The sequence below is a fragment of the Streptosporangium sp. NPDC023615 genome (assembly GCF_040640155.1).
Classification (GTDB): Bacteria; Actinomycetota; Actinomycetes; order Streptosporangiales; family Streptosporangiaceae; genus Streptosporangium.
Map to the genome: position 1 here is coordinate 1 of NZ_JBFABE010000040.1, position 25450 is coordinate 25450.

Here is a 25450-nt window from a genome sequence, read left to right on the forward strand (position 1 = left end):
CCGCCGGACGGCCACAACACCACCCACCCGAACCAACCTAACGAAGTACTACTAGCGCATCGCGGCGCTGAGGAGGCGGGTGACCTCGGGGGTGAGCGCGGCGCCCCTGGTGGAGAGCCAGGCCAGCCGGTTGCGGCCGCTGAAGGCGGCGAGCCTGCGCGCGTCGAGCCTCGTGAGGTGACCCGGCCCGCTGAGGACCGGGGTCAGCGCGATCCGGTTCCAGGCCGTGCCCCGGCCCAGGGAACGGGCCACCTGCGGGTGCGCGGCACGGACGGCCGAGGCGACCGGCCGCAGGCGGGCCCCGGTCGCCGGGGCGCCGACGGGGGCGAGAAGGTTGACGGTGGCGATCTCCGCCCCCTCGGCCCGCGTGGCGCGGAGCATCTCCTGGTCACGGCGGGTCAGGCCCGCTCCGGTGACGGGCAGGGTGAAGCTCACCATTAGAGGACGGCCCTCGCGGGCGGCCTCCCGCTGAAGGACGGCGATCGCCCGCGCGCGCCGCCGCACGGTCTCGGGCTCCGGGGACGAGGCCCGGCCGTGGATCTCGAAGTCGACGTACGCGGCTCCGAAGGCGGTGATCGCCCGGCGGTAGGCGGCGGTGAGCCGGTCCGGGTCGGTGCAGGCCGACGCGAGCTCGCGCCCCGTGGGCCCGCCGAAGGCGAGACCCGCGTGCCCGCCCGCGGCGCGCAGGCGGCCGAGCCGGTCGGCCACCGGGTCGTCGTCCGGTTCCCGGAACCCGCCCCAGGCGGGAACGCAGCTCTTCCGCCCGGCGACGAGATGGCCCAGCGTGAACCACCGCAGGTGATCCCTCCTGACCGCCCTGGACAGGTCGAAGCGCGGATCGCGTGCGGTGTCCACGAACGTCACGAAGCCCGACGGGCGGGAGACGGCGGGTTCGCCGCCGGGGGCGGGGCTCCTGCCGGGCACGGCCGGCGATCGCGTTCCCGGGGGCGTGGCCACGCCTCCCGGGCGATCGCCGCGGGGCGCCCACTCGCCCGTCGCGCCGGAGGGCAGCAGCCAGATCGCGGTGCCGGTGCCCGCGGCGAGCGCGATCGAGGCCAGCACCACGAGGGGGCGGGGCGGGGTGCCGGGCTCGCGGGCCCGGAGGGTGGTGCGGCGACGGGGACGATCGGTCGCCACGGGCATGTGATCCCCTCCTCGACGGCGGGACGATCGCTGTCTGTGCTCGATCCGCTACCCGATGGTCCGGAGGGCAGAACGTTAGCAAGTGCGCACGCCACGGCGCGGACTTTCTACGGATGCCGTCCGGAGTGCCCGGATAATGGTCCGCATGAAGTTGAGGATCTTCACTGAACCGCAGCAGGGCGCCACCTACGACGAGCTGCTCGCGGTCGCGCTGACCGCGGAGCGGCTGGGGTTCGACGCGTTCTTCCGCTCCGACCACTACATGCGGATCGGGGCGGGCGACCCCGGTCCCGGCCCCACCGACGCCTGGATCACCCTCGCGGGCCTGGCCAGGCAGACCACCACGATCCGTCTCGGCACGCTGGTCAGCCCGGCCACCTTCCGGCTGCCCGGGCCGCTGGCGATCAGCGTCGCCCAGGTGGACCGGATGAGCGGCGGGCGGGTCGAGCTGGGGCTGGGAACCGGCTGGTTCGACGCCGAGCACACCGCGTACGGCATCCCGTTCCCGCCGACCGGTGAGCGTTTCGGCAGGTTCGAGGAGCAGCTGGAGATACTGCTCGGGCTCTGGACCACGCCGGTGGGGGAGACGTTCTCCTTCGAGGGGGCCCACTACCGGCTGGCCGACTCCCCGGCGCTGCCCAAGCCCGCGCAGAGCCCCAAGCCGCCGATCATCATCGGCGGGACCGGTGCCACCCGGACCCCGCGCCTGGTCGCGCGGTTCGCCGACGAGTACAACGTGCCGTTCCGCACCCTGGAGGACAGCGCCGCGGCCTTCGACCGGATCAGGAAGGCCTGCGAGGCCGAGGGACGGGAGCCGGTCACGCTCTCCGTCGCGCAGACCGTCTGCGTCGGCTCCAACGACGCCGAGGTCGCGCGGCGGGCCGAGGCCGCCGGGCAGGACCTCGCCGCGCTGCGGGCCGTCGGGCTGGCGGGCACCCCCGCCGAGGTGACCGAGAAGATCGGCCGCTTCGCCGAGCTGGGCGTCGAGCGCGTCTACCTGCAGATCCTGGACCTGGTCGACCTCGACCACCTGGAGCTCATCGCGGAGGAGGTCATGTCCGATACGTGACCCGGCTGGGGCGGGCCGGTCGCCCCGTGGACGGCCCCGGCGTCGGGCCGGGCGACCCGCGGGCGACCCCGGCTGGGGCGGGCCGGTTAACCCGTGGCCGTCCCGCCGGCCGTGCGGCACACTGAACCGGGTGTTGCTGACGATCTCCACCACCGTACGGCCCGCCACGGATCTGGGCTTCCTGCTGCACAAGCATCCCGACCGCGTCCAGGAGTTCGACCGGTCCTACGGTGTGGCGCGCGTCCTGTATCCGGAGGCGGGCGAGGAACGCTGCACGGCCGCGCTGATGCTCGAGGTGGACCCGGTCCGCCTGGTGCGCTCGCGCGACCGCGCCACACCGGACCACACGCTGGGCCAGTACGTCAACGACCGGCCGTACGTGGCCTCGTCGCTGCTGGCCGTGGCGCTGGCCGACGTGTTCCGCACGGCGCGCACCGGGCGCTGTGCCGCCCGCCCCGACCTCGCGGCCGGGCCGATCCCGCTGGAGCTCACGCTGCCGGTGCTGCCCTGCAGGGGCGGCCCCGAGCTCGCGCACCGGTTCTTCGAGCCGCTGGGCTGGCAGGTCGAGGCGCGGGCCCTGCCGCTGGACGAGGCGTTCCCCGAGTGGGGCGACTCCCGTTACGTCCGGCTGACGCTGCGCGGGGAGGTCCGCCTGGCCGACGCGCTCAACCAGCTCTACATCCTGCTCCCGGTGCTCGACGACGCCAAGCACTACTGGGTCGCCCCCGACGAGGTGGACAAGCTGATCCGGGCGGGCGAGTCGTGGCTGGCCGCCCATCCCGAGCGCGGCCTGATCACCCGCCGCTACCTCGGCCGCCGCCTGGCGCTGACCCGGGCCGCCTTCGCCCGGCTCGCCGAGATCGGCGACGACGTCGAGGAGGAACTCGACCCGCCGATCCCGCCGACCCAGGAGGAGCTCGCCGCCCCGCCCCCGGGATCCGCCGCCGCGGCCCCGGAACCCGTCGCCCCGTCTCCGGGGCCCGGCACCCGGCCCTCGCCGGGCGTCTCGTCTCCGGAGCCCGCCGTCCCGGTCCCGCATCCCGTGGCCTCCGGGCCCGCCGCCGCGTCTGCGGGGCCCGGCGCCGGGCGGCCGCTGAACGTCCTGCGGCTGGAGGCGGTGCTCGAGACGCTGGAGCGGCTGGGCGCCACCAGCGTCATCGACCTCGGGTGCGGTTCCGGCCGCCTGGTCGCCGCACTGCTGGAGCGGCCCCGCTTCGCCAGGGTCGCCGGGACCGACGTGTCCTCGCAGGCGCTGGCGGTCGCGGCCAGGCGCCTGCGTCTCGACCGGATGCCCGAACGGCGCCGGGAGCGCCTGGAGCTGTTCCAGGGGGCGCTGACCTACACCGACGACCGGTTCGCCGGGTACGACGCCGCGGTGCTGATGGAGGTCGTCGAGCACGTCGACCTGGCGCGCCTGGGGGCCCTGGAGCGGGTCGTCTTCGGGACCGCCCGGCCCGGGCACGTGCTCGTCACGACCCCGAACGTCGAGTACAACGTCCGCTACACGTTCCTGCGGGGCGAGCGTCATCCCGACCACCGCTTCGAGTGGACCCGCGCGGAGTTCCGGGCGTGGGCGGCGAAGGTGTGCGGCGAGTACGGCTACCGCGCCGAGTTCCTGCCGGTGGGGGACGACGATCCGCAGGTGGGCCCGCCCACCCAGATGGCCGTGTTCGGCCCGGTGGACGCGCGCGGCCCCTCGGCCGGTGGCGCGGACGATGGCGCGGACGATGGCGCGGACGATGGCGCGGACGGTGACGTGAACGGTGGGGGCGGTGGCCTGAACGGTGGCGTGCGCGCGGGTGACGGTGCGGGCGTGAACGGTGTCGTGGGAGGTGGAGATGGCTGAGATCGTCGTACCGGAGATGTCGCTGGTCGTGCTCGTGGGGGTGTCGGGGAGCGGGAAGTCGACCTTCGCGCGCCGGCACTTCGGGCCGACCCAGGTCATCTCCTCCGACTTCTGCCGCGGGCTGGTCTCCGACGACGAGAACGACCAGACCGCCACGGCCGACGCCTTCGACGTGCTGAACTACATCGTCGGCACCCGCCTGCGGCGCGGCCTGCTGACGGTCGTGGACGCCACCAACGTCCAGTGGGAGGCCCGCAGGAAGCTCGTCGCGCTCGCCAAGTCGCACGACGTGCTGGTGGACGCGATCGTCCTGGAGGTGCCCGAGGAGCTCGCGGTCGCGCGCAACGAGAGCCGGCCCGACCGGGACTTCGGCGCGCACGTGATCACCCGCCAGCGCAAGGACCTGCGCCGCTCCATGGCCAGGATCTCCCGCGAGGGGTTCCGCCGGGTCCACGTGCTGCGCGGGCCCGAGGAGGTCGAGGCCGCCACGGTCGTCACCGAGAGGGCGTGGAACGACCGGCGCGAGCTGACCGGCCCGTTCGACGTCATCGGCGACGTGCACGGCTGCCGTTCGGAGCTGGAGACGCTGCTGCGCGCCCTGCGGTGGGAGATCGAGCCCGGCACCGCCGGCGCGGTCCACCCCGAGGGCAGGACCGCGGTGTTCGTCGGCGACCTGGTGGACCGGGGTCCCGACTCGCCGGGCGTGCTGCGGCTGGTCATGGGCATGGTCGCGGCCGGGACCGCGCTGTGCGTGTCGGGCAACCACGAGCAGAAGCTGGCCCGCGCGCTGGGCGGGCGCAAGGTCAGGGTGGCCCACGGGCTGAAGGAGTCGCTGGAGCAGCTCGCCGCCGAACCCGAGGAGTTCCGGCGGGACGCGCTGGCCTTCATGGACGGGCTGGTCAGCCACTACCGGCTCGACGGCGGCGCGCTCGTCGTCGCCCACGCCGGGCTCAAGGAGGCCTACCACGGCCGTGCCTCCGGCCGGGTGCGCGCCTTCGCGCTGTACGGCGACACCACCGGCGAGACCGACGAGTACGGCCTGCCGGTGCGCTATCCGTGGGCGCGGGAGTACCGGGGCCGGGCCATGGTCGTCTACGGCCACACCCCGGTCCCGGAGCCCGAGTGGATCAACAACACGATCTGCCTGGACACCGGCGTCGTCTTCGGCGGGAGGCTCACCGCGCTGCGCTACCCCGAGCGGGAGATCGTCTCGGTGCCGGCCGAGCGCATGTGGTACGAGCCGGCACGGCCGCTGACCGCCCCGGGCCACCGCGAGCCCGGCGTGCTCTCGGTCGAGGACGTCCGGGGCACCCGGCACGTCGAGGTGCGTCACGGCGGCGGCGCCGTCAAGGTCCGCGAGGAGAACACGGCCGCCGCCCTGGAGGTCATGAGCCGGTTCGCGGTCGACCCGCGCTGGCTGGTCTACCTGCCGCCGACGATGGCGCCCGCGGAGACCTCGCGGCTGGAGGGCTACCTGGAGCACCCGGCCGAGGCGTTCGCCGAGTTCGCCGCCGCCGGGGTGAGCCGGGTGGTGTGCGAGGAGAAGCACATGGGCTCGCGGGCGGTGGTGGTGCTGGCGGCCGACCCGGAGGCGGCGGCGGCGCGGTTCGGCGTCACCGACGGCAGCGCCGGGGCGGTCTACACCCGTACCGGCAGGCCGTTCCTCGCCGACACCGGCGCGCTGGTCGACCGGCTCAGGCGGGCGTGCGCGCCGCTGATGGAGGAGCTGGGGTCGGACTGGCTGGCGCTCGACTGCGAGCTGCTGCCCTGGTCGGCCAAGGCCGAGGGGCTGATCCGCGAGCAGTACGCGTCGGTGGGGGCCGCGGCCCGCGCGGCGCTGCCGGAGACGGTCGCCGTGCTGGAAGCGGCGGCCGGGCGCGGATTGGATGTGGGCGATCTTTTGGACCGCACCCGCCGCCGCTCCGACAACGCTGCCCGTTTCCGCCAGGCATATGCGCGTTACTGCTGGCCTGTCTCCGGGCTGGACGGGATCCGGCTGGCCCCGTTCCAGATCCTCGCCTGCGAGGGCCGGGCGACCGCCGCCACCGAGCCGCACACCTGGCACCTGGAGACGCTGTCGCGGCTCGACGACCCGCTGATCACGCCGACCCGGCACGTGTTCGCCGACACCTCCTCGCCGGAGTCGCTCGAGGCGGCGACCGCCTGGTGGGAGGCGCTGACCGCCGAGGGCGGCGAGGGCATGGTGGTCAAGCCGGTCCGGACGCAGGACGGGCGGAGCCGGGTGCAGCCGGGCGTCAAGGTGCGCGGCCGGGAGTACCTGCGGATCGTCTACGGACCCGACTACACCGAGAACCTGGACGTGCTGCGCCGCAGGTTCCTGGGACGCAAGCGCTCCCTGGCGCTGCGCGAGCACGCGCTGGGCCTGGAGGCGCTCTTCCGGCTGACCGGGGGCGAGCCGCTGTGGAGGGTGCACGAGGCGGTCTTCGCCGTCCTGGCGCTGGAGTCCGAGCCGGTCGACCCGCGCCTGTGACGCCCCCGTCCGTGATTTTTCGACAAAGCCGGATGAAGAAGGAGACATCTCCCGAGGTGTGACGATCGCCGTATCCGTCCTGGTCCCTAGGCTCTGAACACGCCGGAGGGGCCGGAGCGGGTCGCCGGCGGGCGGGCGGTGGCGCACGGTGGCGCACGGTGGCGCGCGGTGGCCCGGGAAACCACCGGCATTCGATGTCTCAGGCCCCTTGTTACGGGGGAAAGGACTCTCATGGCCGGCACTGCCCCTTCGGGGAACTCCAGTGAGAACATCGGGCACGTCGTCTTCATCACCGCCGCCGCGGCGATCGGCGGCTTCCTCTTCGGGTACGACAGCGCCGTCATCAACGGCGCCGTCACCGGCATCGAGAAGTACTTCGAGGTCGGCCCGGTGCAGACCGGCTTCGTCGTGGCGATCGCGCTGCTGGGGTCGGCCCTGGGCGCGTGGATCGCCGGAGGGCTGGCCGACCGCTGGGGCCGCACCAGGACCATGCAGGTGGCCGCGATCCTGTTCGCGATCAGCTCCGTCGGCCAGGCGCTGCCCTTCGCCGTGTGGGACCTGGCCTTCTGGCGGGTGCTCGCCGGCGTGGGCATCGGGATGGCGTCGGTGATCGGCCCCGCCTACATCGCGGAGGTCGCCCCGCCCGCCTACCGCGGGCGCCTGGGCTCGTTCCAGCAGCTGGCCATCGTCCTGGGCATCGCGGTCTCCCAGCTCGCCAACTACGCGATCGCGGAGCGGGCCGGGGGTGACGTCAACAACGAGCTGCTCGGCCTGCAGGCCTGGCAGTGGATGCTCGGCGCCTGCCTGGTCCCGGCCCTGCTCTACCTGGTCTTCGCGACGATCATTCCCGAGTCGCCGCGCTTCCTGGTCGCGGCGGGCAGGTCGGCCGAGGCGCGCAAGGTGCTCGGCGAGGTCGAGGGCGAGCACGGCGACCTGGACGCCCGGATCACGGAGATCGAGAACTCGCTGCGCAGCGAGCACCGGCCCCGCCTGCGCGACCTGCGCGGCTCCCGGCTGGGCCTGCTGCCGATCGTCTGGATCGGCATCCTGCTGTCGGTGTTCCAGCAGTTCGTCGGCATCAACGTCATCTTCTACTACTCGGCGTCGCTGTGGCAGTCGGTCGGCATCAACCAGTCGGACTCGCTGCTGATCAGTTTCTCCACCTCGATCATCAACATCGTCGGCACGTTCATCGCCATCGCGCTGGTCGACCGGATCGGCCGCAGGCCGCTGCTGCTGATCGGTTCCGCCGGCATGGCGGTGGCGCTCGCCGTGGCCGCGTGGGCGTTCAGCGCCGGAGTCCCGAGCGGCGAGCAGGTCAGGCTGCCCGAGACGCAGGGCACGGTCGCGCTGGTCGCCGCGCACGTCTTCGTGCTGTTCTTCGCGCTGTCGTGGGGGGTGGTCGTCTGGGTGCTGCTGGGCGAGATGTTCCCCAACCGGATCAGGGCGGCCGCGCTCTCGGTGGCGGCCGCCGCCCAGTGGGTGGCGAACTGGCTGATCACGGTCTCGTTCCCGTCGCTGTCGGAGTGGAGCCTGGCGGGCGCCTACGTGGGGTACACCGCCTTCGCCGTGCTCTCGTTCTTCTTCGTGATGTTCAAGGTGAAGGAGACGAAGGGCCGGAAGCTGGAGGACATGGGATGACCCCGCCCTTGGCGCGGCGGGGCGGATCCTGGTAGAAGGTGTGGCACCGAGGAGGTGCCCGGTGGATCTCATTCCCCTGGAGTTCGAAGCGTTCGACCGCCGCATCGCGGGGGTCTCCGGCGACCGTAACGTCGAGCGGCTCCACCGGGGCACGCGCTGGGCCGAGGGGCCCGTCTACGTCCCCGCGGGCCGCTACCTGGTCTGGAGCGACATCCCGAACGACCGCATGCTGCGGTGGGACGAGATGACCGGCCGGGTGGGGCCGTTCCGGCGGCCCGCCGGGTACGTCAACGGCAACACCCTCGACCGCGAGGGCAGGCTCGTCTCCTGCGAGCACGGCGCGCGCCGGGTGACCCGGACCGAGCACGACGGCTCGCTCACCGTGCTCGCCGACCGGTGGCGCGGCAAGCGGCTCAACAGCCCCAACGACGTGGTGGTGCGTTCCGACGGGTCGGTCTGGTTCACCGACCCGCCGTACGGCATCCTGAGCGACTACGAGGGGCACCGGGCCGAGCAGGAGATCGACGGCTGCCACGTCTACCGCGTCGACCCGCGCACCGGCGAGGTGAGCGTGGTGGCGGACGACTTCGCCCGCCCCAACGGCCTGGCCTTCTCCCTGGACGAGCGGCTGCTCTACGTCGCCGACACCGAGCGCCGCCACGTGCGGGTCTTCGAGGTCACCGACGGCGGCGCCCTCACCGGCGGCGAGGTGTTCGCCGAGCACGAGGGCGAGGGGAGCTACGACGGCATGCGCCTGGACGAGACCGGCCGCGTCTGGGCGGCCGTCGGCCCGGCGATCCACGCCTACCACCCGGACGGGACGCTGCTCGGCAGGCTGCTCCTGCCGGAGAGCGCCTCCAACCTGGTCTTCGGCGGCCCCAAGCACAACCGCGTCTTCATCACCGCCACGACGTCCCTGTACTCGATCATGCTGAGCGTCCGGGGCGCCGAGCCGGTGTGGGCGCGCCGGTAGGACCGGGAGGCGTCCGGGGGCCGGGCCGTGCGGACGGGGCCGGGGGTGCCGGCCACGCGACCGGGCCCGGAGGCGCCGCCGGACGGCTCGCCGGCGGCCGCCCGCCCGCCGGGCGTCGCGGTGGTATTGACCGGCCCGATGGCAGCGATCACACTGATGTGACGCCGATGTGACCTTTGTCCGGCAAGGGGTCGCGTGCCTGTTTCGGGCGTGCCGGTGACCACGTATCGCTGTGACGGACGAATTTCCGCGATGTGAGGTGTTAACGCTAACATCCGCGGGCCGACAAGAGGAACGGGTGTGACGCGCTCGTGTCCCCGCGACGCGGCCGGACCGGCCGCACGCGACAAGGAGAAACGCATGTCGAAGGCCTTGTCCCGGGTGGGCGCGATGCTCGCCGCCTGCCTGATGTTCATGTCCTGGCCGCTGGCCGCCCCGAAGGCGGCGGTCGCCCTGGAACCCTTCACCGGTTACCTGATGGCGCACTTCACCGGTGAGTCGGCGAACGGCGAGCAGATCCACCTCGCCCACAGCGACGACGGGCTGCGCTGGACCGACCTGAACAACGGCGCCCTGGTCCTGCGCTCCACGGTCGGCACGCGAGGGGTCCGCGACCCCGCCCTCGTCCGGTCCCCCGCCGGCGACCGGTACTGGATCGTCGCGACGGACCTGCGCATCGCCGCCGGCACCTCGTGGAGCGACGCCGCGAACCGGGGGAGCACCTCGCTCGTCGTGTGGGAGTCGGGCGACCTGGTGAACTGGTCGGCCCCGCGGCTGATCAACGTCGCGGGCGCCATCCCCGGTGCCGGCAACGCCTGGGCGCCCGAGGCCGTGTACAACCCCGAGACCGGCGACTACGTCCTGTACTGGGCGACGAACTCGCCCCGCAACGGCGTGACCAAGCACCGCATCTGGTACACGCGCACCAGTGACTTCCGCAGCTTCGCGGCACCGCAGCTGTACATCGAGCGCGGCGGCAGCCAGGGCGTCATCGACACGCAGATCGTCGAGGTGCCCGGTGCCGTCGGCGGCTACCGGTACTACCGGGCCTCGGCCGACGGCCACATCACGATCGAGGCGAGCAACTCGATCCTGGGATCCTGGACGAACCTCGGGAACCTGTCGCACATGGGGATCTCCAACGGCACGGGCGGCGGCAACGTCGTGGAGGGCCCGATGTGGGCGCAGTTCAACGGCCGCGACGAGTGGGCCCTGTGGCTGGACCAGTACGCCACCGGCCGCGGCTACATGCCCGTCACCTCCACCGACCTGGGCAGCACGCGGAACTTCCGGACGCGCTCCGACCACGGCATGGGAACCAACCGCAAGCGTCACGGCTCCATCCTCAACCTGACCGCCGCGGAGGAGAACCGCGTCCTCGGCCGCTGGGGCGCCACCGCGCCGGTCAACCGCATCCAGTCGTACAACTTCCAGACCCGGTACGTGCGGCACGCGGACCTCGACGTGCGCATCGACGCCAACGTCAGCCCCGCCCAGGACGCGCAGTTCCGGCTGGTACCGGGCCTGGCGAACGGGAACGGCTACGTGTCCTTCGCGTCGGTGAACTACCCCGGGTACTACCTGCGGCACTACGGGTTCGACTTCGTCCTCGCGCCCGACGACGGCACCGCGACCTTCGCGGCCGACTCCACGTTCCGCCAGGTCCCCGGGCTCGCCAGCGCGTCGTGGGCGTCCTTCCAGTCCTACAACCACCCCGACCGCCACATCCGGCACTACGGCTACCTGCTCCGGCTCGACCCGATCAACGACGCGCAGGGCCGTGGCGACGCGACCTTCCGCGTGACGTCGTGAGGTGGTGACGGCGTGACGTGGTGACGGCGTGAGGTGGTGACGCCGTGACGCCGTGACGCCGTGACCTGGTGACGGCGTGACGGCGTGACGGCGTGACGGCGTGACGTCCGGCGATCGGCCGGGCGGTCGTGAGGGGCACCGCGGACGGTTTCCCGCCGGCCTTTTCGGACAGGCGCAGTTAGTACAAAACTCCCGAAACGGTCAGCATCCCCACATAGGGTGGCGATCACCTCCCCTCGGAAACCCCGCGGACGATCCCACTTGGAGAACAGGTGCGAACACCCCCCTCGATCAACGGCCGCAGGTCATGGCGGCGCGTGCTGACGGCCGCGACGGCCGCACTGGCCACGGTGGCCGCCGCGCTCGCCATGACGGTGGCGGGCGCGGCGCCCGCCACGGCGGCGCCGGCGACCGTGGTCGGCGTGGCCTCCGGCCGCTGCCTCGACGTGATCGGCAACAGCACGGCCTCCGGGACCGGCGTCAACATCTACACCTGCAACGGGCAGGCCAACCAGTCCTGGACCTTCACCGCGGCCGGTGAGTTCCGGGTGTACAACGCCACGATGTGCCTGGACGTGGTCGGCCAGGACACCACCGCCCCGGCCGCGCTGCAGATCTACACCTGCACCGGCGGCGCCAACCAGCGCTGGAGGATCAACGCCGACGGCACCGTCACCGGAGTGCAGTCGGGCCTGTGCCTGGACGTGACCGGCGAGAGCACGGCGAACAGCGCCCTGGTGGGGCTGTGGACCTGCACCGGGCGCGCCAACCAGAGGTGGACGACGTCCGCGGGCGCCTCCGACACCCAGCCCCCGACGGTGCCGGGCGGCCCGCGGGTGAGCGGCCTGACGTGCGACACGGTGACGTTCGCGTGGAACGCCGCGACCGACAACGTGGGCGTGGCCTTCTACGACGTCTACCACGACGGCCAGCAGATGAAGACGGTGAGCGGCACCACGCTGTCCACGAGCCTCACCGTGGTCCCCGGGGCGACCTGGGGCCTCTACGTCAACGCGCGCGACGCCGCGGGCAACGTCTCACAGGCGAGCACCACGGTGACGATCACCCCGCCGCAGTGCCAGGCCGACACCCAGGCGCCGAGTGCCCCGGCGCGGCTCGCCGCCTCGGTGTCCGGCACCACGGTGACGCTGAGGTGGACCGCCTCGACCGACAACGTCGGGGTCCGGGCCTACGACGTCCACCGCGGCGGCGCCAAGGTCGGCACGGTCAACGGCACCCCGCCGGCCACCACCTTCATCGACAGCGCGCTGTCGGCCGGCACGGCCTACCAGTACCACGTGGTGGCCCGCGACGGGCAGGCCAACGTCTCGGCGCGCAGCAACACCGTGACGGCGACCACCGGCGCGGCGTGCGCCACCCCGGTGTGCACGGTGACGCAGGTCGCCACCGACACCGACATCCCGTGGGGCCTGGTCACGCTCCCGGACGGCACGATCCTCTACGGCCGCCGCGACGCCGACGACATCATCCGCCTCGACCCCGCCACCGGGGCGAAGACGACCGTGGGCACCGTGCCGAACGTGGCCGGCACCGACGGCGAGGGCGGCCTCCTCGGCCTGGAGATCGCGCCCAGCTTCGGCAGCGACCGCTGGGTGTACATCATGCACACCTCGCCGACCGACAACCGGATCGTGCGGATCAAGCTGGAGAACGACAGGCTCAACACCGCCACCGAGCAGATCCTGCTCAGCGGCATCCTGCGCAACAAGTACCACGACGGCGGCCGCCTGCGGTTCGGCCCGGACGGCAAGCTGTACGCCAGCACCGGCGACGCGCAGAACGGCGACCACGCGCAGAACACGGCCCACCTCAGCGGCAAGATCCTGCGGATCAACCCGGACGGCGGCGTGCCGTCGGACAACCCGTTCGGCAACGCCGTGTGGAGCTACGGTCACCGCAACCCGCAGGGGCTGGCGTTCGACTCCCAGGGCCGGCTGTGGGAGCAGGAGTTCGGCAACAGCGTCATGGACGAGACCAACCTCATCACCAGGGGCGGCAACTACGGCTGGCCGGCCTGTGAGGGCACCGGCGGCGCCTGCGGCACCGCCGGGTTCATCGCCCCCAAGCGCACCTACCCCACCGCGGACGGCTCCTGCTCCGGCATCGCCGTCGTGCGCGACGCGCTCTACGTGGCCTGCCAGCGGGGCACCCGGATGTACCGGGCGGTGATCAGCGGGAGTTCCCTGACCAACGTGCAGTCCTACTTCAACGGCACCTACGGCCGGCTGCGCACCGTGGAGCCCGCCCCGGGCGGCGGCCTGTGGCTGACCACCTCCAACACCGGCGACAAGGACAGCACCCCCAACAACAGCAACGAGAGGATCCTGCGCGTCACGCTCGGCGGCTGACCGGGCGCCGAGACGCCCGGCGCCCTTCGGGTCGCTCCGAAGGCCGCCGGGCGTCCCCGGGGCCCGCGGCGGCGCCGCGGGCCCCGGGCGGGCGGCTCCTAGGAGAACGCCCAGGTGAACAGGTGCAGTTGCCCGTCCTCGGGGGTGGAGAACGTCAGGCTCCGCACCTTCTTGGCCGGGTCCAGGGCGATGGGCCGCGACGCGTAGACGTGGGCCGGCACGGGCTGGAGCGCCCACGAGCCCCAGAACAGCCGGTGCGGGGTGCGGGCCACGACCTCGTTGCCGAACCGGGGCTCGTCCGAGCCGAAGTCCAGGATCCAGTCGCTGAGGCCTACCCGTCCCGTGCCGGTCGTGCCGTCGGTGTAGGTGACGGTGACGTCCGCCTCGGGCCAGCCGTTCACGCCCGTCCCGAGGAAGGCCACGCCGGTGGCGCCGTCCGGCGCCGCGACCTCCAGCGGTCCCGCGCCGGTGCGGACGTTGTCCCACTCGCCGCGCCTCCTGTCCGGCCAGGTGAAGGTGAAGTCGCGCCACGTCACCCGCGCGCCCGGGGTGAGGCCGGCCTCGGCCAGGTCGTGCGAGGAGAGGCTGAAACCGGGCCCGTCGATGTTGGCCTCGCCCGGAGCGGTGACGTCGCCGATGCCGGCGTTGTTGTGGTGCCACTCCGGGGTGCCGCGACCGGCCACGTTGAGCCGCACCGAGGCGGTGAGGTCGCCCACCACGACCGGCACCGTCAGCATGCCGCGCGCCGTGCCGCCGGACACCGAGATCCTGACCTCCTGACGGGCCTGCCCGCCGGCGGTCAGGGCGAGCGTGCCGCGCGCGGGCGACACGGTGACGCCGGCCGGGGGCCTGGCCTCCCAGGTGAGGGTGGCGGCCCGGCCCAGCGACCGGACCGCGAGCTCCGTCGTGAGCGTGCCGCCGGGCTCGACCGGGCCGCTGCCGCGGCTGAACCCGGCCAGGTACGGCCTCGTCCCGGTGCCGAACGACGGCGGCGCGTCCTCGGGGGCGGTGCCGAAGGCCCGGTTCGGGGACGTGCCGCGGACGAAGTCCAGGCGCCCGCCGCCGGTCGCGAACGACTCCGGCAGCCACGCCCGGCTCGTCGCCGCGCCGTTCACCGTGAGCGAGCGGACGTACTGTCCGGAGCCCCGGGCGTCCACCACGATGTCCCCGGCGTCGCCGCCCGGGCGGTCGATCGTGACCCGCTCGAACAGCGGGGTGCTGACCAGCAGCTCGGCGCGGCCGGGGACGGCGGGGAAGAGCCCCAGGGCCGACCACACGTACCACGACCCCATCGCGCCCAGGTCGTCGTTGCCGACCAGGCCGTCAGGCCCCGGCCCGTACAGCTCCTGCTGCACGCGCCGCACCAGCGCCTGCGTCCTGTAGGGCCGGCCGGCCCACGCGTACAGCCACGGCGACGTCATCGCCACCTCGTTGCCCAGGTAGGCGTACGGTTCGGCGGGACCGGCGTTGAGCTTGGTGAAGTAGGTGTCGAGCCGGGGCACGACCTCGCGGGGGCCGCCCATCGCGGTGAACAGCCCGGCCGGGTTGTGCGGCACCAGCCAGTGGTACTGGGCGCCGTTGCCCTCCATGTAGACGTCCGGGTGGGCCGGGTCGAACGGAGCGGTGAACGCGCCGTCGCCCTGACGCGGCTGGACCCAGCCGGTGCCCGGGTTGTAGAGGTGCTGCCAGGCCTGCGAGCGTCCCATGAACTCCGTGGCCGTCGCCCGGTCACCGAGCCGGGAGGCGAGCTGGGCGATGCCGAAGTCGGCCACGCCGTACTCCAGCGTCGCCGACGGGTCGTTGGGGACGTACCCCTGGCGCATGTACGCGGCGTTGCCCGGCCGCTCGTCGTACTGCAGCAGCGGGTGCCCGATGTCGCGGGGGCCGGTCCGCCTGGCCGCCTCGGCCATCGCCCGCAGCGCCGCCGGCGCGTCGAAGTCGCGCGCGCCGAACGCGTACACGCTGGCCAGGATCGAGTGGTACGGGTCGCCGACCATGACGCCGGTGACCGCGGTCTGGTGCGACCAGCGGTCCCACACGTTGCCGAGGGCCTGGGCGTTGTCGTACATCGACCCGGCGATGTCGGAGGCCACGTCCGGCGCCAGCAGCGCGAGCAGCTGCACCTGGCTGCGGTAGATGTCCCACCCGGAGAAGGTCGCGTAGTGGTGGCGGCCCGGCCTCACCCGGTGCGGCTCGTAGTCGCTCCCGGTGTAGGTGCCGTCCACGTCGTCGGAGACGTGCGGCTGCAGCAGCGTGTGGTAGAGGTTGCTGTAGAAGGTGCGCTGCTGGTCCTCGGTCCCGCCGCCGACCCGCACCCGGCCCAGGCGCTCGCGCCACACGCCGGCCGCCTCGCGCGCCACCTGGTCCACGCCCTTGCCGGCGATCTCGGCCCGGAGGTTGCGCCGGGCGCCCTCGAGGCCGACGTAGGAGAGCCCGACCCGCATCTGCACCGGCCGCTCCGGGGCGAACTGCAGGTACGCCCCCGATCCCGGCCCGTTGACGGTCACGTCCTCGCGGGTGACCACGTCGCCCTTCACCCTGGCGGGGCCGGCGTTGGCGACCGTGCTCCCGCCGGGACGCACCTCGCCGTCCTTCCAGGTGCCGAACGCGGTGACCGGCCGGTCGAACGTGGCGTGGAAGTAGATCTTGTAGCGGGTCGGCGGGCCGCAGAACCCCCCGGTCTGCACCCAGCCCTCGACGGTGTTGCCGCTGATCCTGGTCTCACCGTCGTCGACGCCGTTGACCGAGCCGCTGGTGTTCAGCAGCACCGTGCCCGGCCTGCCCCTGGGGAAGGTGAAGCGGGCGACGCCCGTCCGCATGCCGGTGGTGAGCTCGGCCTTGACCCCGCTGTCGAGCGTGGTGCCGTAGAAGCCGGGGGAGGCGCGCTCGTTGTCGTGCGAGAACGTCTGCACGTAGTCCTCGCCGTGGGTGGCGGGCGAGCGGCCGATCGCCCCCGAGACGGGGATCACCGGGAAGTCCTGCGCGCCGGTGCAGCCGGGCCCGGAGATGTGCGTCATGGAGAAGCCGCGCAGCCGGTCGTCCTCCCACCGGTAGCCGCCGCCGGCGTCGGACACCGTGTCGGGGCTCCACTGCATCATCCCGAACGGCAGGACGGCGCCGGGGAAGGTCATGCCCCCGCCGCCGCCGTGGTCGAAGTCGGGCGCCGCCTCCTTGGTGCCGTGGAAGACGTTGACCAGGGACACGGGGTCGCGCTCGGCGGGCACGCCCGGCGGCGCGCCGAGCGGCAGGGCGGTGGCCGCGAGCAGGGCCGTGACGACCGGCACGGACCAGTGGGGCAGGGACCAGAAAGACACGACAGTCCTCCAGAGGTGGGGTCGCCGTATCGAACCCCGGCCCCGCTCGGCCGGTCAACGGACGGCGGCGACGGCCACAACCGGCCACCGGTCACGCCCGCGAACAGGGGTTGACACCTCTCGCGGCCGGGCGTGGCCGGGACGCCTCCCCTCCCGCGGGCCGGGACGCCTCCCTCGTGGACGGGCGCGGCCGGAGCCGTTCCCCTCCGGCGAGGCGGGCGCGCCCCTCACCGGCCGGGGCGGTCAGAGCCGTTGCCCGGTCAGGGTCTCCGGCAGGTCGGCGCGCCGCGTCACGCTGAGCTTGCGGTAGACGCGCGTCAGGTGCTGCTCCACCGTGCTCACCGTGATGAACAGCTTGGCCGCGACCTCCCGGTTGGAGTAGCCGTCGGCCGCCAGCGTCGCCACCCGCCGCTCGGCGTCGCTGAGCACCGGCCGCGCCTCGGCCTCCTCACCGGTCCACACGCCGTCCCCGTCGCCCGGCAGCGCCCGGCTCAGGGCGCCGGCCTGGCACTCCTGGGCCAGGGTACGGGCCCGGCGGCCCAGCACCGCGGCCCGCCGGAACTCGCCGACCGCGTGGTAGGCCTCGGTGAGGCCGGTCAGCGACCTGGCGAGCTCGTACTTGTCGCCGCCGTCCTGCAGCAGCTCGGCCGACTGGCGCAGCAGCATCACGCGGTGGCGCCGCTCGGCGGTGGCGGCCAGCACGCGCAGCCCCATGCCCTGGATCCGCCGGGAGCCGCCGGAGCGCGCGAGCTGCTCCTCCACGAGCAGGCGGGCCTCCCGCGCCTCGCCCAGGGCGAGCAGGGCCTGCGCCGCGTCCAGCCGCCAGGCGATGAACTCGGCGCTGTCGAGCCCCCACTCGCCCATGAGCTCGCCGCACAGCCGCAGGTCGCGCAGCGCCTGCCGGGCCTGGCCGGCCGCCAGGTGGAAGCGGCCCTTGCCGTGCAGGTACTGCAGCCCGAACCGGGTCTCCAGCATGGCCTCGGGCACCGGCCGGGTGACGGGCGGCAGGAACTCCTCCTGGCGGCCCATCGCCGCGCAGGCCAGCAGCAGGCTGCTCAGCGGCCCGCCGACGGCGACCCCCCAGCTGTCCGGCGGGATGAGCTCCAGGGCGCGCCGGGCGTCGGCCGCCGCCGCGGCAGGCTCGCCCCGGCGCAGGCCGATCTCGGCGCGGATGGCCGACAGGCGGGCCTGGCGGCTCGGGGCGCGGCGCGAGGCCGCCTCGGCGATGAAGGAGTCGCACCAGGGCGCGGCCAGGTCGGCCCGGCCGGTGTAGGTCAGGGCCAGCAGCGCGCTCTCCACCGTGTCCATCGACATCTCGTCCAGCCGCGAGCCGCGCAGGATGCGCTCGGCCGTCGCCGCCGTCTCCGGGAGCGGGCCCCGCGTCAGCGCGCGCACCAGCGCGTCCGCCGACTCGGTCCGGCGGTCCGCGCTGAGGGAGTGGGCGGCGCCGCCCGCCTGCTCGGCGGTCAGCTCGGGCAGGTGCGGCAGGAACGAGGGGAAGCTGCTGCGGAACCAGGCGCGCGCCACGGCCAGCTCCGCCACCGCGTCCCGGTCCAGCTCCTCCAGCTTCCTCAGGTGCGCCAGGACGTCCCTGGCGTCCTCGGCGTGGCCGTGCCACAGCAGCGCCTTGGCCAGCACCACGGTGTCGCCGCCGGTCAGGTGGCCCCGGTGCAGCGCCTCGGTCAGCTCGGTCAGGTGCCCGGCCGGGGTGCCGGGGTCGATCCGCCACTTGGCCCGCACCAGGACGGTGGCGATCCTGGCGCGCCGCCGCTCGTCCGGGCAGGACCGCAGGGCCAGCAGGAGGTAGTCGATCGCGGACTCCACGCCGTCCTGGCGCAGCGCCCGCGCCGCGGCCTCCTCCAGGATCGCCGGCGCCCACGGCTGGCCCGCGTGGCCGGCCCCCAGCAGGTGCCCGGCCACCACCGTCACCGGCGCGCCGTCGCGGTAGGTCAGCTCGGCGGCCCGGCGGTACAGGTCGACGCGCTCGTGGTCGTCCAGCCCGGCCAGCACGGCGGACCTGGCGGCCTCGTCGCGGAACCGGCCGTCGTCCAGCAGCCCGGCGCGGGTCAGCTCCCGCACCGCCCTGACGGTGGCCGTGTCGTTCTCGCCGAGCAGCCGGGAGACGGGCCCGGCCTCGCCGAGCACGGCCAGCGCCCCCGCCACCCGGGGCGTGTCGTCCCCGCCGCGGTGCAGGCAGGCGAGCACGGCCTCGGCGTACCGCTCGCCCCGGCCGTCCCCGGCCCGGTGGTCCTCCAGCAGGGCGTCCACCAGCAGCCGGTTGCCGCCGGTCAGCGCGTGCCAGCGCGCCGGCTCGGCGCCGGCGTCCCCGGACGCCAGGTGCGCCACCTGTTCCCGGGACAGGTGGCCGAGACGGATCGCCCGGCAGTGCGGCTGCCGCTGCACCTCGGTGTGCAGGCTGCCGAGGGTGTGCGCGTCCGGCACGCTGAAGACCAGCATGACCCTGGCGTGCGCGATCCTGCGGGCCAGGTGCGACAGGCAGAGCTGCGAGGCGCGGTCGGCGTGGTGCAGGTCGTCGACGACGACGAGCAGCGGGTGCCGCTCCGACAGCTCCAGCAGCACGGTGCACAGCGCGTCCACCACCGGCAGGTCCACGAGCCCCCCGGCCAGCCCGCCCCCGTGGAGCAGGCCGGTGGCGGCGGCGCGGTCGGGCCCGGTCATCGGCGCGCCGAGCACGAGCCGCGAGAACACCCCGAGCGGGAGCGCGCTCTCGGCGCGTGAGCCGGTGGCGGTGAGAAGGAGGGCGTCACGGCCGAAGGCGTGCTCGCCGAGGCCGTACAGGAGCGCGCTCTTGCCGGTGGCGATCGCGCCGGTGACCATCGCGACGTGGCCCCTGCCGGCCGCCGCCTCGTCAAGGAGCTCCCGCAACGTGACCATCTCGTGCCGCTGGACGTCCTCGGCCATGACGGCCCTCCGTGTTCGGTAGAAGAACGACCGGCCGGCCGTTGCCGGGCGGCGCGGTTCGTCGGTGGAGAAGCGGTCAGCCGGCCGTCGCCAGGCGGCGCGGCTGGTGCAGGGGGCGGACCGGCAGCGACCGCGGGCCGCCCGCGAGGCGGGCGGTCGCCGCGCGTACGGCGGAGAACGCGGCCGTGGCCACGTCGGCGCCGACGCCCACACCCCACGCCCCCTTCGCCGTCCCGGTGCCGGAAGGGGCGCCCGCGGACGTGCCGCGGGGCGCGCACTCCGCGTAGACCACGACGTCGCGCCGGGAGCGGCGGGCCAGGGCGGGACGTCCCGGCTCCATCTCGTGCCCGTCCAGCGCCGGGGCGGTCCCGTGCACGGCGAGCACGTCGATCCCCCACGGGCCGAGTTCGGCGCGCAGGTCGCACGGCCCGGCGGGGGTGCGGGCGCCGTCGATCCAGAGCGTGACGCCGACCGTCTCGTCGCCGGGCACGCGGGGCTCGCCCTGGGCGTCGTGGTCCAGGTACTCGGCGCGGAACAGCTCGCCGATCCGGCTCGGGGACAGCTCGCCGCCCTCGGCGTCGGCCTGCGCCTGCACCCGGGCCGACAGGTCGGCCTGCAGGCCGCGGGGAAGGTCCAGCCCGTGCCAGGCGCTCATCACGTACGCGACGCCGCCCTTGCCGGACTGGCTGTTGACCCGCACGACCGCCTCGTAGGTGCGCCCCACGTCCCTGGGGTCCACCGGCAGGTACGGCGTCCGCCACGGCAGCTCGCCGGCCGGCACCCCGGCGCGGGCCGCGAGCCGCTCGTGCTCGTCGAACCCCTTCTTGATGGCGTCCTGGTGCGATCCGGAGAAGGCGGTGTAGACCAGGTCGCCGGCGTAGGGGTGGCGCGGGTGGACGGGCATCTGGTTGCACTCCTCCACGACGCCCCGGACGGCGTTGATGTCGGACAGGTCGACGCCCGGGTCGACGCCGTGCACGAACAGGTTCATGCACAGGGTGACCAGGCAGACGTTGCCGGCGCGCTCGCCGTTGCCGAACAGGCAGCCCTCGATCCGCTCGGCCCCGGCCAGCAGGGCCAGCTCGGCCGCGGCGACCCCGGTCCCGCGGTCGTTGTGCGGGTGGACCGACAGGCACACGTGCTCGCGGCGCGACAGGTTGCGGTCGAGCCACTCGATCTGGTCGGCGAAGACGTTGGGCAGCGACCGCTCCACCGTGGTCGGGAAGTTGAGGATGATCCCCCGGCCCTCCTGGGGCCCCCAGGCGTCCATGACCGCCTCGCACACCTCCAGGGCGAAGTCCGGCTCGGTCTCGTTGAACAGCTCCGGGGAGTACTGGTAGGACAGGTCGCAGTCGCCGAGCACGCGTTCGGCCTGGTCCATCATGACCCGCGTGGCCCGGACCGCCATGTCGCGGCAGCCGGCGCGGTCGACGCCGAGCACCAGCTCCCGGAACTGCGGAGACGTGGCGTTGTAGACGTGGACCGCCGCGCGCGGCGCGCCCCGCAGGCAGTCCACGGTGGCCCTGACGAGCTCCTCGCGGGCCTGGGTGAGCACGGTGATGCGCACGTCGTCGGGGATGAGGTCCCCCTCGATGAGCAGCCGCACGAAGTCGTGGTCGTCCCGGCTGGCGACGGGGAAGCCGACCTCGATCTCCGTGAAGCCCAGCCTCACCAGCAGGTCGAACATCATGAGCTTGCGCTCGGGGGACATCGGGCGGGCCAGCGACTGGTTGCCGTCCCGCAGGTCGGTGGAGAGCCACCGGGGGGCCGAGCGGATGCGCCTGCCCGGCCAGGTGCGGTCGGTCAGATCGAGGGGAGTGAATCCGGTGTAGCGTCCGGCACCCTGCATGGTGGATTTTCCTTTCGTGGACGACCCTCGTTCTCTGAAATGCTCAAAACAGGGGTTGGAAATCCGCGGCACCGTTTTCTATGGTGAGGACCGTCCGCCCCGCGTCGTTCCACCGGTGTTATGGGCGGACGCTATAGGGGCTCCGGCGGCCGGGCAATACGGGGATCAGGAGTTCGGCGGGAATGACCCGGGAAGCCCACCCGGTATCGAAAGGAGTACCCTCCGCTACAACTTTCGGATCACCCCCTATCCGGGGCGCCGTCACCGATCACAATGCGAGTCATGGCAGCCCTCTCCTCCCGTGCCCCCGCCCCCCGCGCCCTCTTCTCCCGCGTCCTCGTCCTGTGCGTCACCGAGGCCCGTCCCGCGGTGCTGGCCGTCTCGGCCATGCGCTACCTGACCGGTGTCGCGCTCGCGCTGCCGGCCGCCACGGCCGCCGCCTCCTTCCCCCGGGTCGCCCAGGGGGCGGTCGCCTGGGTGCTGTCGATCCTCGCGATCTACCTCTACAACGGTGTCACCGACGTTACGGAGGACCGGATAAACGGTTCCGGCCGCCCTATCGCCAGAGGGGATCTGGAGGCGCGGACGGCCGCCGCCGTCGCCGCGGGCGCGGGCGGCCTGGCGCTCCTGGCGACGTGGGGCCTGCCGTCGCAGCTGTTCTGGATCGTCGCCGCCAACCTCGGGCTGGGGTACCTGTACTCGGGGCCGCCGGCACCGCTGAAGGACAGCTCCGGCGGCACGGTCGCGGTGCTGTGCCTGTCGGGCCTGCTGTCCTACCTGGCGGGCTTCACCGTCGCGACGCAGGGCGGGGACGTGGCGCCGCCGGCCGCGCTCGTGCTGTTCGCGGCCGTCGCCATCGGCTGGATGGTGTTCGTCGGCATGCCCGCCAAGGACCTGTCCGACATCGCGGGGGACGCGGCGGCGGGCCGGCGCACCCTCGGGGTGCTGCTCGGCGAGCGGCTGTCACGGCAGGTCATGGTGGGGGCCGCGGTCGTGCTCCTGACGGGGTTCGCCGTGACGGTCTCGCTGACCCAGGTGCGGCTTGCGGGCGTCGTGCTGGCCCTGGCCGCCGGGGTCGTCGCGGTGGCGCTCGCGGCCCTGCCCGCGGCGGCGCGGCCCGGAGCCGGCGGCCGCCGCCGCACCCGCCGCGCGTACGAAGCGTTCATGGGGACGCAACACCTCCTTCATGTGGCCGCATTTTTGTCCTGGATCTGACCGAAACGTTGCATGTGTCTCCTGCTCGCGCGATAGTTTGGTGAACGCTTGGCGCTCGGCGGCGGAGGGGGACGCTGGAGGTGAATCACGGGGCCACGGGGGACCCGGCGGAATTAGTCGAATCGTGTCGTGAAGAAATCCTCGACGAATTCGAATCGGCCCTGAGGTCCGCCGGAAACGCCGCCTTCGCAGACCGGATCGCTCGTGAGCAGGCGCTGCGCACAGCCCATCACATACTCGACGACGTCACGGCCACATTACGCGCCGGTAAGGTACAGGTGGGTGAGCTCTACCAATTCCAGGCGCGCGAGCTGGGAAACGCGCGCGCGGCCGGGGGAGTGCACCCCAAGGCCTCCCTGGAGGCGGGCTCGCTGTTCTTCCGCGCGGCGCTGCGCCACCTGACCCGCAGGATCACGGAGGCGTACGAGTCCCCGGCCGACGTCATCGTGCTGGCCATCGGCGGCATGGAGGAGAGCCTGTCCCAGCGCGTCCGGGAGTCCGCCGACGGCTACCACAGCTTCCTGCTCAACCAGGTCCAGGAGACGCAGGAGGACGAGCGCCGCCGCATGGCCCGCGAGCTGCACGACCGTATCGGGCACGGTGTCAGCGTCGCCCACCAGCAGCTCGCGCTGTCGGAGGTCTACCGGCCCGTCGACGCCGCCCGCGCCGGCGTCAAGATCGGCCTCGCCCAGCAGGCCATCCGGGAGACCATGGAGAACCTCCGGCAGATCACCTCCGAGCTGCACCCTCAGATCCCGGTCAGGAGCCTGGAGAAGTCCCTGCTGGGTTTCCTGGAGACCGTCGAGGACGAGGTGGTCTCCGTCAGGCTGGACGTGAACGGCGACGAGTCGTGGGCCGGTCCGCGCGTCCTGGACGAGGCGTTCCTCATCGTCCGCGAGGCCGTGCGCAACGCGCTCGGCCACGGCCGGCCCAAGGCCGTCCTGGTCCGGGTGAACATCGCGCCGCACGAGCTGTCGGCGTCCGTCCAGGACAACGGGCGCGGCTTCGACCCCGCGCGGGCGCGCGAGCGGGGCGGGGTGGGCCTGACGTCCATGCGCGAGCGGGCCGAGCTGCTCGGCGGCCGGGTGCTCATCTCCAGCGACCCCGGCAACGGGTGCCTGGTCGAGCTGTACCTGCCGCTCCAGCGGAGGGCCGGTGGCGACCGTGACGCCTGAGAGCGGGATCTCGGTCGTCCTGGTCGACGACCACGCCCTGTTCAGGGAGGGCCTGCGGGAGATCCTGGAGACGGCCGGCGGCATCAGCGTGGCGGGCGAGGCGGGCGACTCCGCCACCGCCGTGCAGGTGGTGGCGAGGACCCGGCCGGACGTGGTGCTGCTCGACGTGGAGATCCCCGGCGACGAGGTGACCGAGACCGTCGGCCGCATCCGCGAGCTCTCCCCCGACAGCGGCATCATCATCCTCAGCATGTACGACGGGCCCCACCTGCTCGCCCGGCTGCTGTCGGCCGGCATCCGCGGCTACCTGCTGAAGAGCGTGCACCGCCACGAGCTGATCTCGGCGGTGCGCAGCGTCCACGAGGAGCCCTCCCGCCTGGTGCTCGCCGTCTCCCGCAGCAGCCTGACCCGGGTGGAGGCCCCCTCGGCGGGAGTGCTGTCGGAGAAGGAGCTGGAGGTGCTGCAGCTCGCGGCGCAGGCGCTGAGCAACAACCAGATCGCCCGTCGCCTCGGGCTGGCCGAGGCGACGGTCAAGCGCCACATGCGCAACATCTTCGTCAAGCTCAACGCCGCCTCCCGGATCGACGCCGTCAACAAGGCCGTGGCCGCCTCGCTGATCTCGCCTCAGAGCAGGGGCGCCGAGGGCTGACCCTCGGCCCGCGGCGGGAAGAGCCCCGACAGCGCCTCGCGGGTCCCGGCCGGCAGCTCGACCGACGAGGCCGACAGGTTCATCTCCAGGTGGACGGGGTCACGCGTGCTGGGGACGGGCACGACCTGGTCCTCCTGGGCCAGGAGCCAGCTCAGCGCGAGCCGCCCGGCGCCCACGTCGAGCCGCGCGGCCATGGACTCCAGCGCCTTGAGGCGGGAGTCGTCCGAGTGCCGCGCCTCCGGGTCGAAACGGGCGTCGGCGCGCCGCCAGTCACCGGGCTCGAAGCCCGAGCGCGACCCCACCCGGCCGGTGAGGAAGCCCCGGCCCAGCGGGCGGGCGGCCACCATGGCGATGCCCAGCTCGCGCACGGTGTCCAGCAGGCCGGGCGCGGGCCGGCGGCCCCACAGGGAGTACTCCACGGCCAGCGCCGTGATCGGGTGCACGGCGTGCGCCCGGCGCACCTGCTGGGGGGTGCCGCCGGTCAGCCCCAGATGGCCGATCTTCCCGGCCGCCACCAGCTCCGACAGCCGCGCCACGCTCGGCTCGACGGTCACGCGCTCGTCCTGGCAGTCCAGGTAGAACAGGTCGATTCGGCCGGTGCCCAGGCGCCGCAACGAGGCGTCGCAGTCGCGGTCCAGCGAGGCGGGACGCCCGTCGGCCTCCTCCGTCCCCCGGGGACCGTGGCGGCGCACCCCGCCGCGCGTGGTCACCGTCACCTCCTCGCGCCGCCCGCCGACGGCCCTGCCGATCAGGCTCTCCACCCGGCCCCCGGCGTAGAAACCGGCCGTGTCGAACAGGGTCACACCGGCGTCGAGGGCCGACCGGATCAGCCGGTCCGCACCGGCGGTCCCGGAACGCCCGTAGACGCCCGTGAGGGCGAGCGAGCCGAGCCCGACACTGGAGATAACCGGCCCCGAAGGGCCGAGCCTCGTGTACCGCACGAATCACCTTTCATTCCGCCGATTTCCGGTGCGCGTCCCCA

At 73.6% G+C, this 25450-nt stretch carries 15 protein-coding genes; 10 read left to right on the top strand and 5 right to left on the bottom strand.

All coding sequences use genetic code 11. The features are described 5' to 3' along the window. Positions 1-51: 51 nt before the first annotated feature. Positions 52-1143: a hypothetical protein gene (locus tag AB0G16_RS24745; RefSeq protein ID WP_362809321.1), complete on the bottom strand. Its 1092-nt coding sequence runs from the start codon at positions 1141-1143 to the stop codon at positions 52-54. A 145-nt stretch (positions 1144-1288) separates the two neighbouring features. On the opposite strand from AB0G16_RS24745, the gene AB0G16_RS24750 reads away from it, so the two are divergent. From AB0G16_RS24750 to AB0G16_RS24780, 7 genes are all read left to right on the top strand, one after another. Beyond that, on the top strand, positions 1289-2212 hold the full coding sequence (locus AB0G16_RS24750; RefSeq protein WP_362809324.1) for an LLM class F420-dependent oxidoreductase: 924 nt from the start codon (positions 1289-1291) through the stop codon (positions 2210-2212). Positions 2213-2342: 130 nt separating this feature from the next. Next, on the top strand, positions 2343-4058 hold the full coding sequence (locus AB0G16_RS24755) for a 3' terminal RNA ribose 2'-O-methyltransferase Hen1 (RefSeq protein ID WP_362809328.1): 1716 nt from the start codon (positions 2343-2345) through the stop codon (positions 4056-4058). Then, a complete protein-coding gene (locus tag AB0G16_RS24760) occupies positions 4051-6549 on the top strand; it encodes a polynucleotide kinase-phosphatase (RefSeq protein WP_362809330.1) in 2499 nt (832 codons plus the stop codon). The genes AB0G16_RS24755 and AB0G16_RS24760 overlap by 8 nt, the downstream gene beginning before the upstream one ends. A 231-nt stretch (positions 6550-6780) precedes the next feature. After that, on the top strand, positions 6781-8190 hold the full coding sequence (locus AB0G16_RS24765; RefSeq protein WP_362809334.1) for a sugar porter family MFS transporter: 1410 nt from the start codon (positions 6781-6783) through the stop codon (positions 8188-8190). A gap of 61 nt (positions 8191-8251) precedes the next feature. Next, positions 8252-9163: an SMP-30/gluconolactonase/LRE family protein gene (locus tag AB0G16_RS24770; RefSeq protein WP_362809337.1), complete on the top strand. Its 912-nt coding sequence runs from the start codon at positions 8252-8254 to the stop codon at positions 9161-9163. Between the two features lie 360 nt (positions 9164-9523). Further along, the gene (locus AB0G16_RS24775; protein WP_362809340.1) at positions 9524-10975 is read left to right on the top strand and encodes a glycoside hydrolase family 43 protein; all 1452 of its coding nucleotides are present in this window, start codon (positions 9524-9526) and stop codon (positions 10973-10975) included. 272 nt (positions 10976-11247) lie between these two features. Next, positions 11248-13344, top strand: a complete 2097-nt coding sequence (locus tag AB0G16_RS24780; protein ID WP_362809343.1) for a PQQ-dependent sugar dehydrogenase — start codon at positions 11248-11250, stop codon at positions 13342-13344. Positions 13345-13442: 98 nt separating this feature from the next. Here AB0G16_RS24780 and AB0G16_RS24785 read toward each other — a convergent pair whose 3' ends face one another. From AB0G16_RS24785 to AB0G16_RS24795, 3 genes are all read right to left on the bottom strand, one after another. Continuing rightward, positions 13443-16658 (bottom strand): GH92 family glycosyl hydrolase, encoded by a 3216-nt coding sequence (locus tag AB0G16_RS24785; RefSeq protein WP_362809346.1) that lies wholly within the window; start codon positions 16656-16658, stop codon positions 13443-13445. 243 nt (positions 16659-16901) lie between these two features. Then, entirely contained in the window at positions 16902-19580 is a 2679-nt protein-coding gene (locus AB0G16_RS24790) for an AAA family ATPase (RefSeq protein ID WP_362809349.1), read from the bottom strand. 76 nt (positions 19581-19656) lie between these two features. Continuing rightward, positions 19657-21429: a 2-isopropylmalate synthase gene (locus tag AB0G16_RS24795; RefSeq protein WP_362809352.1), complete on the bottom strand. Its 1773-nt coding sequence runs from the start codon at positions 21427-21429 to the stop codon at positions 19657-19659. A gap of 282 nt (positions 21430-21711) precedes the next feature. Here AB0G16_RS24795 and AB0G16_RS24800 point away from each other — a divergent pair, with 282 nt between their 5' ends. The 3 genes from AB0G16_RS24800 (at position 21712) to AB0G16_RS24810 (ending at position 24468) form a co-directional block, all read left to right on the top strand. Next, positions 21712-22644, top strand: coding sequence for a UbiA family prenyltransferase (locus tag AB0G16_RS24800; RefSeq protein WP_362809355.1), 933 nt, complete (start codon positions 21712-21714; stop codon positions 22642-22644). Positions 22645-22922: 278 nt separating this feature from the next. Further along, a complete protein-coding gene (locus AB0G16_RS24805; protein ID WP_362809358.1) occupies positions 22923-23819 on the top strand; it encodes an ATP-binding protein in 897 nt (298 codons plus the stop codon). Continuing rightward, positions 23809-24468, top strand: a complete 660-nt coding sequence (locus AB0G16_RS24810; RefSeq protein WP_362809361.1) for a response regulator transcription factor — start codon at positions 23809-23811, stop codon at positions 24466-24468. Before AB0G16_RS24805 ends, AB0G16_RS24810 begins: the two co-directional genes overlap by 11 nt. Here AB0G16_RS24810 and AB0G16_RS24815 read toward each other — a convergent pair. After that, positions 24444-25409, bottom strand: coding sequence for an aldo/keto reductase (locus tag AB0G16_RS24815; RefSeq protein WP_362809364.1), 966 nt, complete (start codon positions 25407-25409; stop codon positions 24444-24446). The two genes, AB0G16_RS24810 and AB0G16_RS24815, sit on opposite strands and share 25 nt — an antisense overlap. Positions 25410-25450 lie beyond the last annotated feature (41 nt).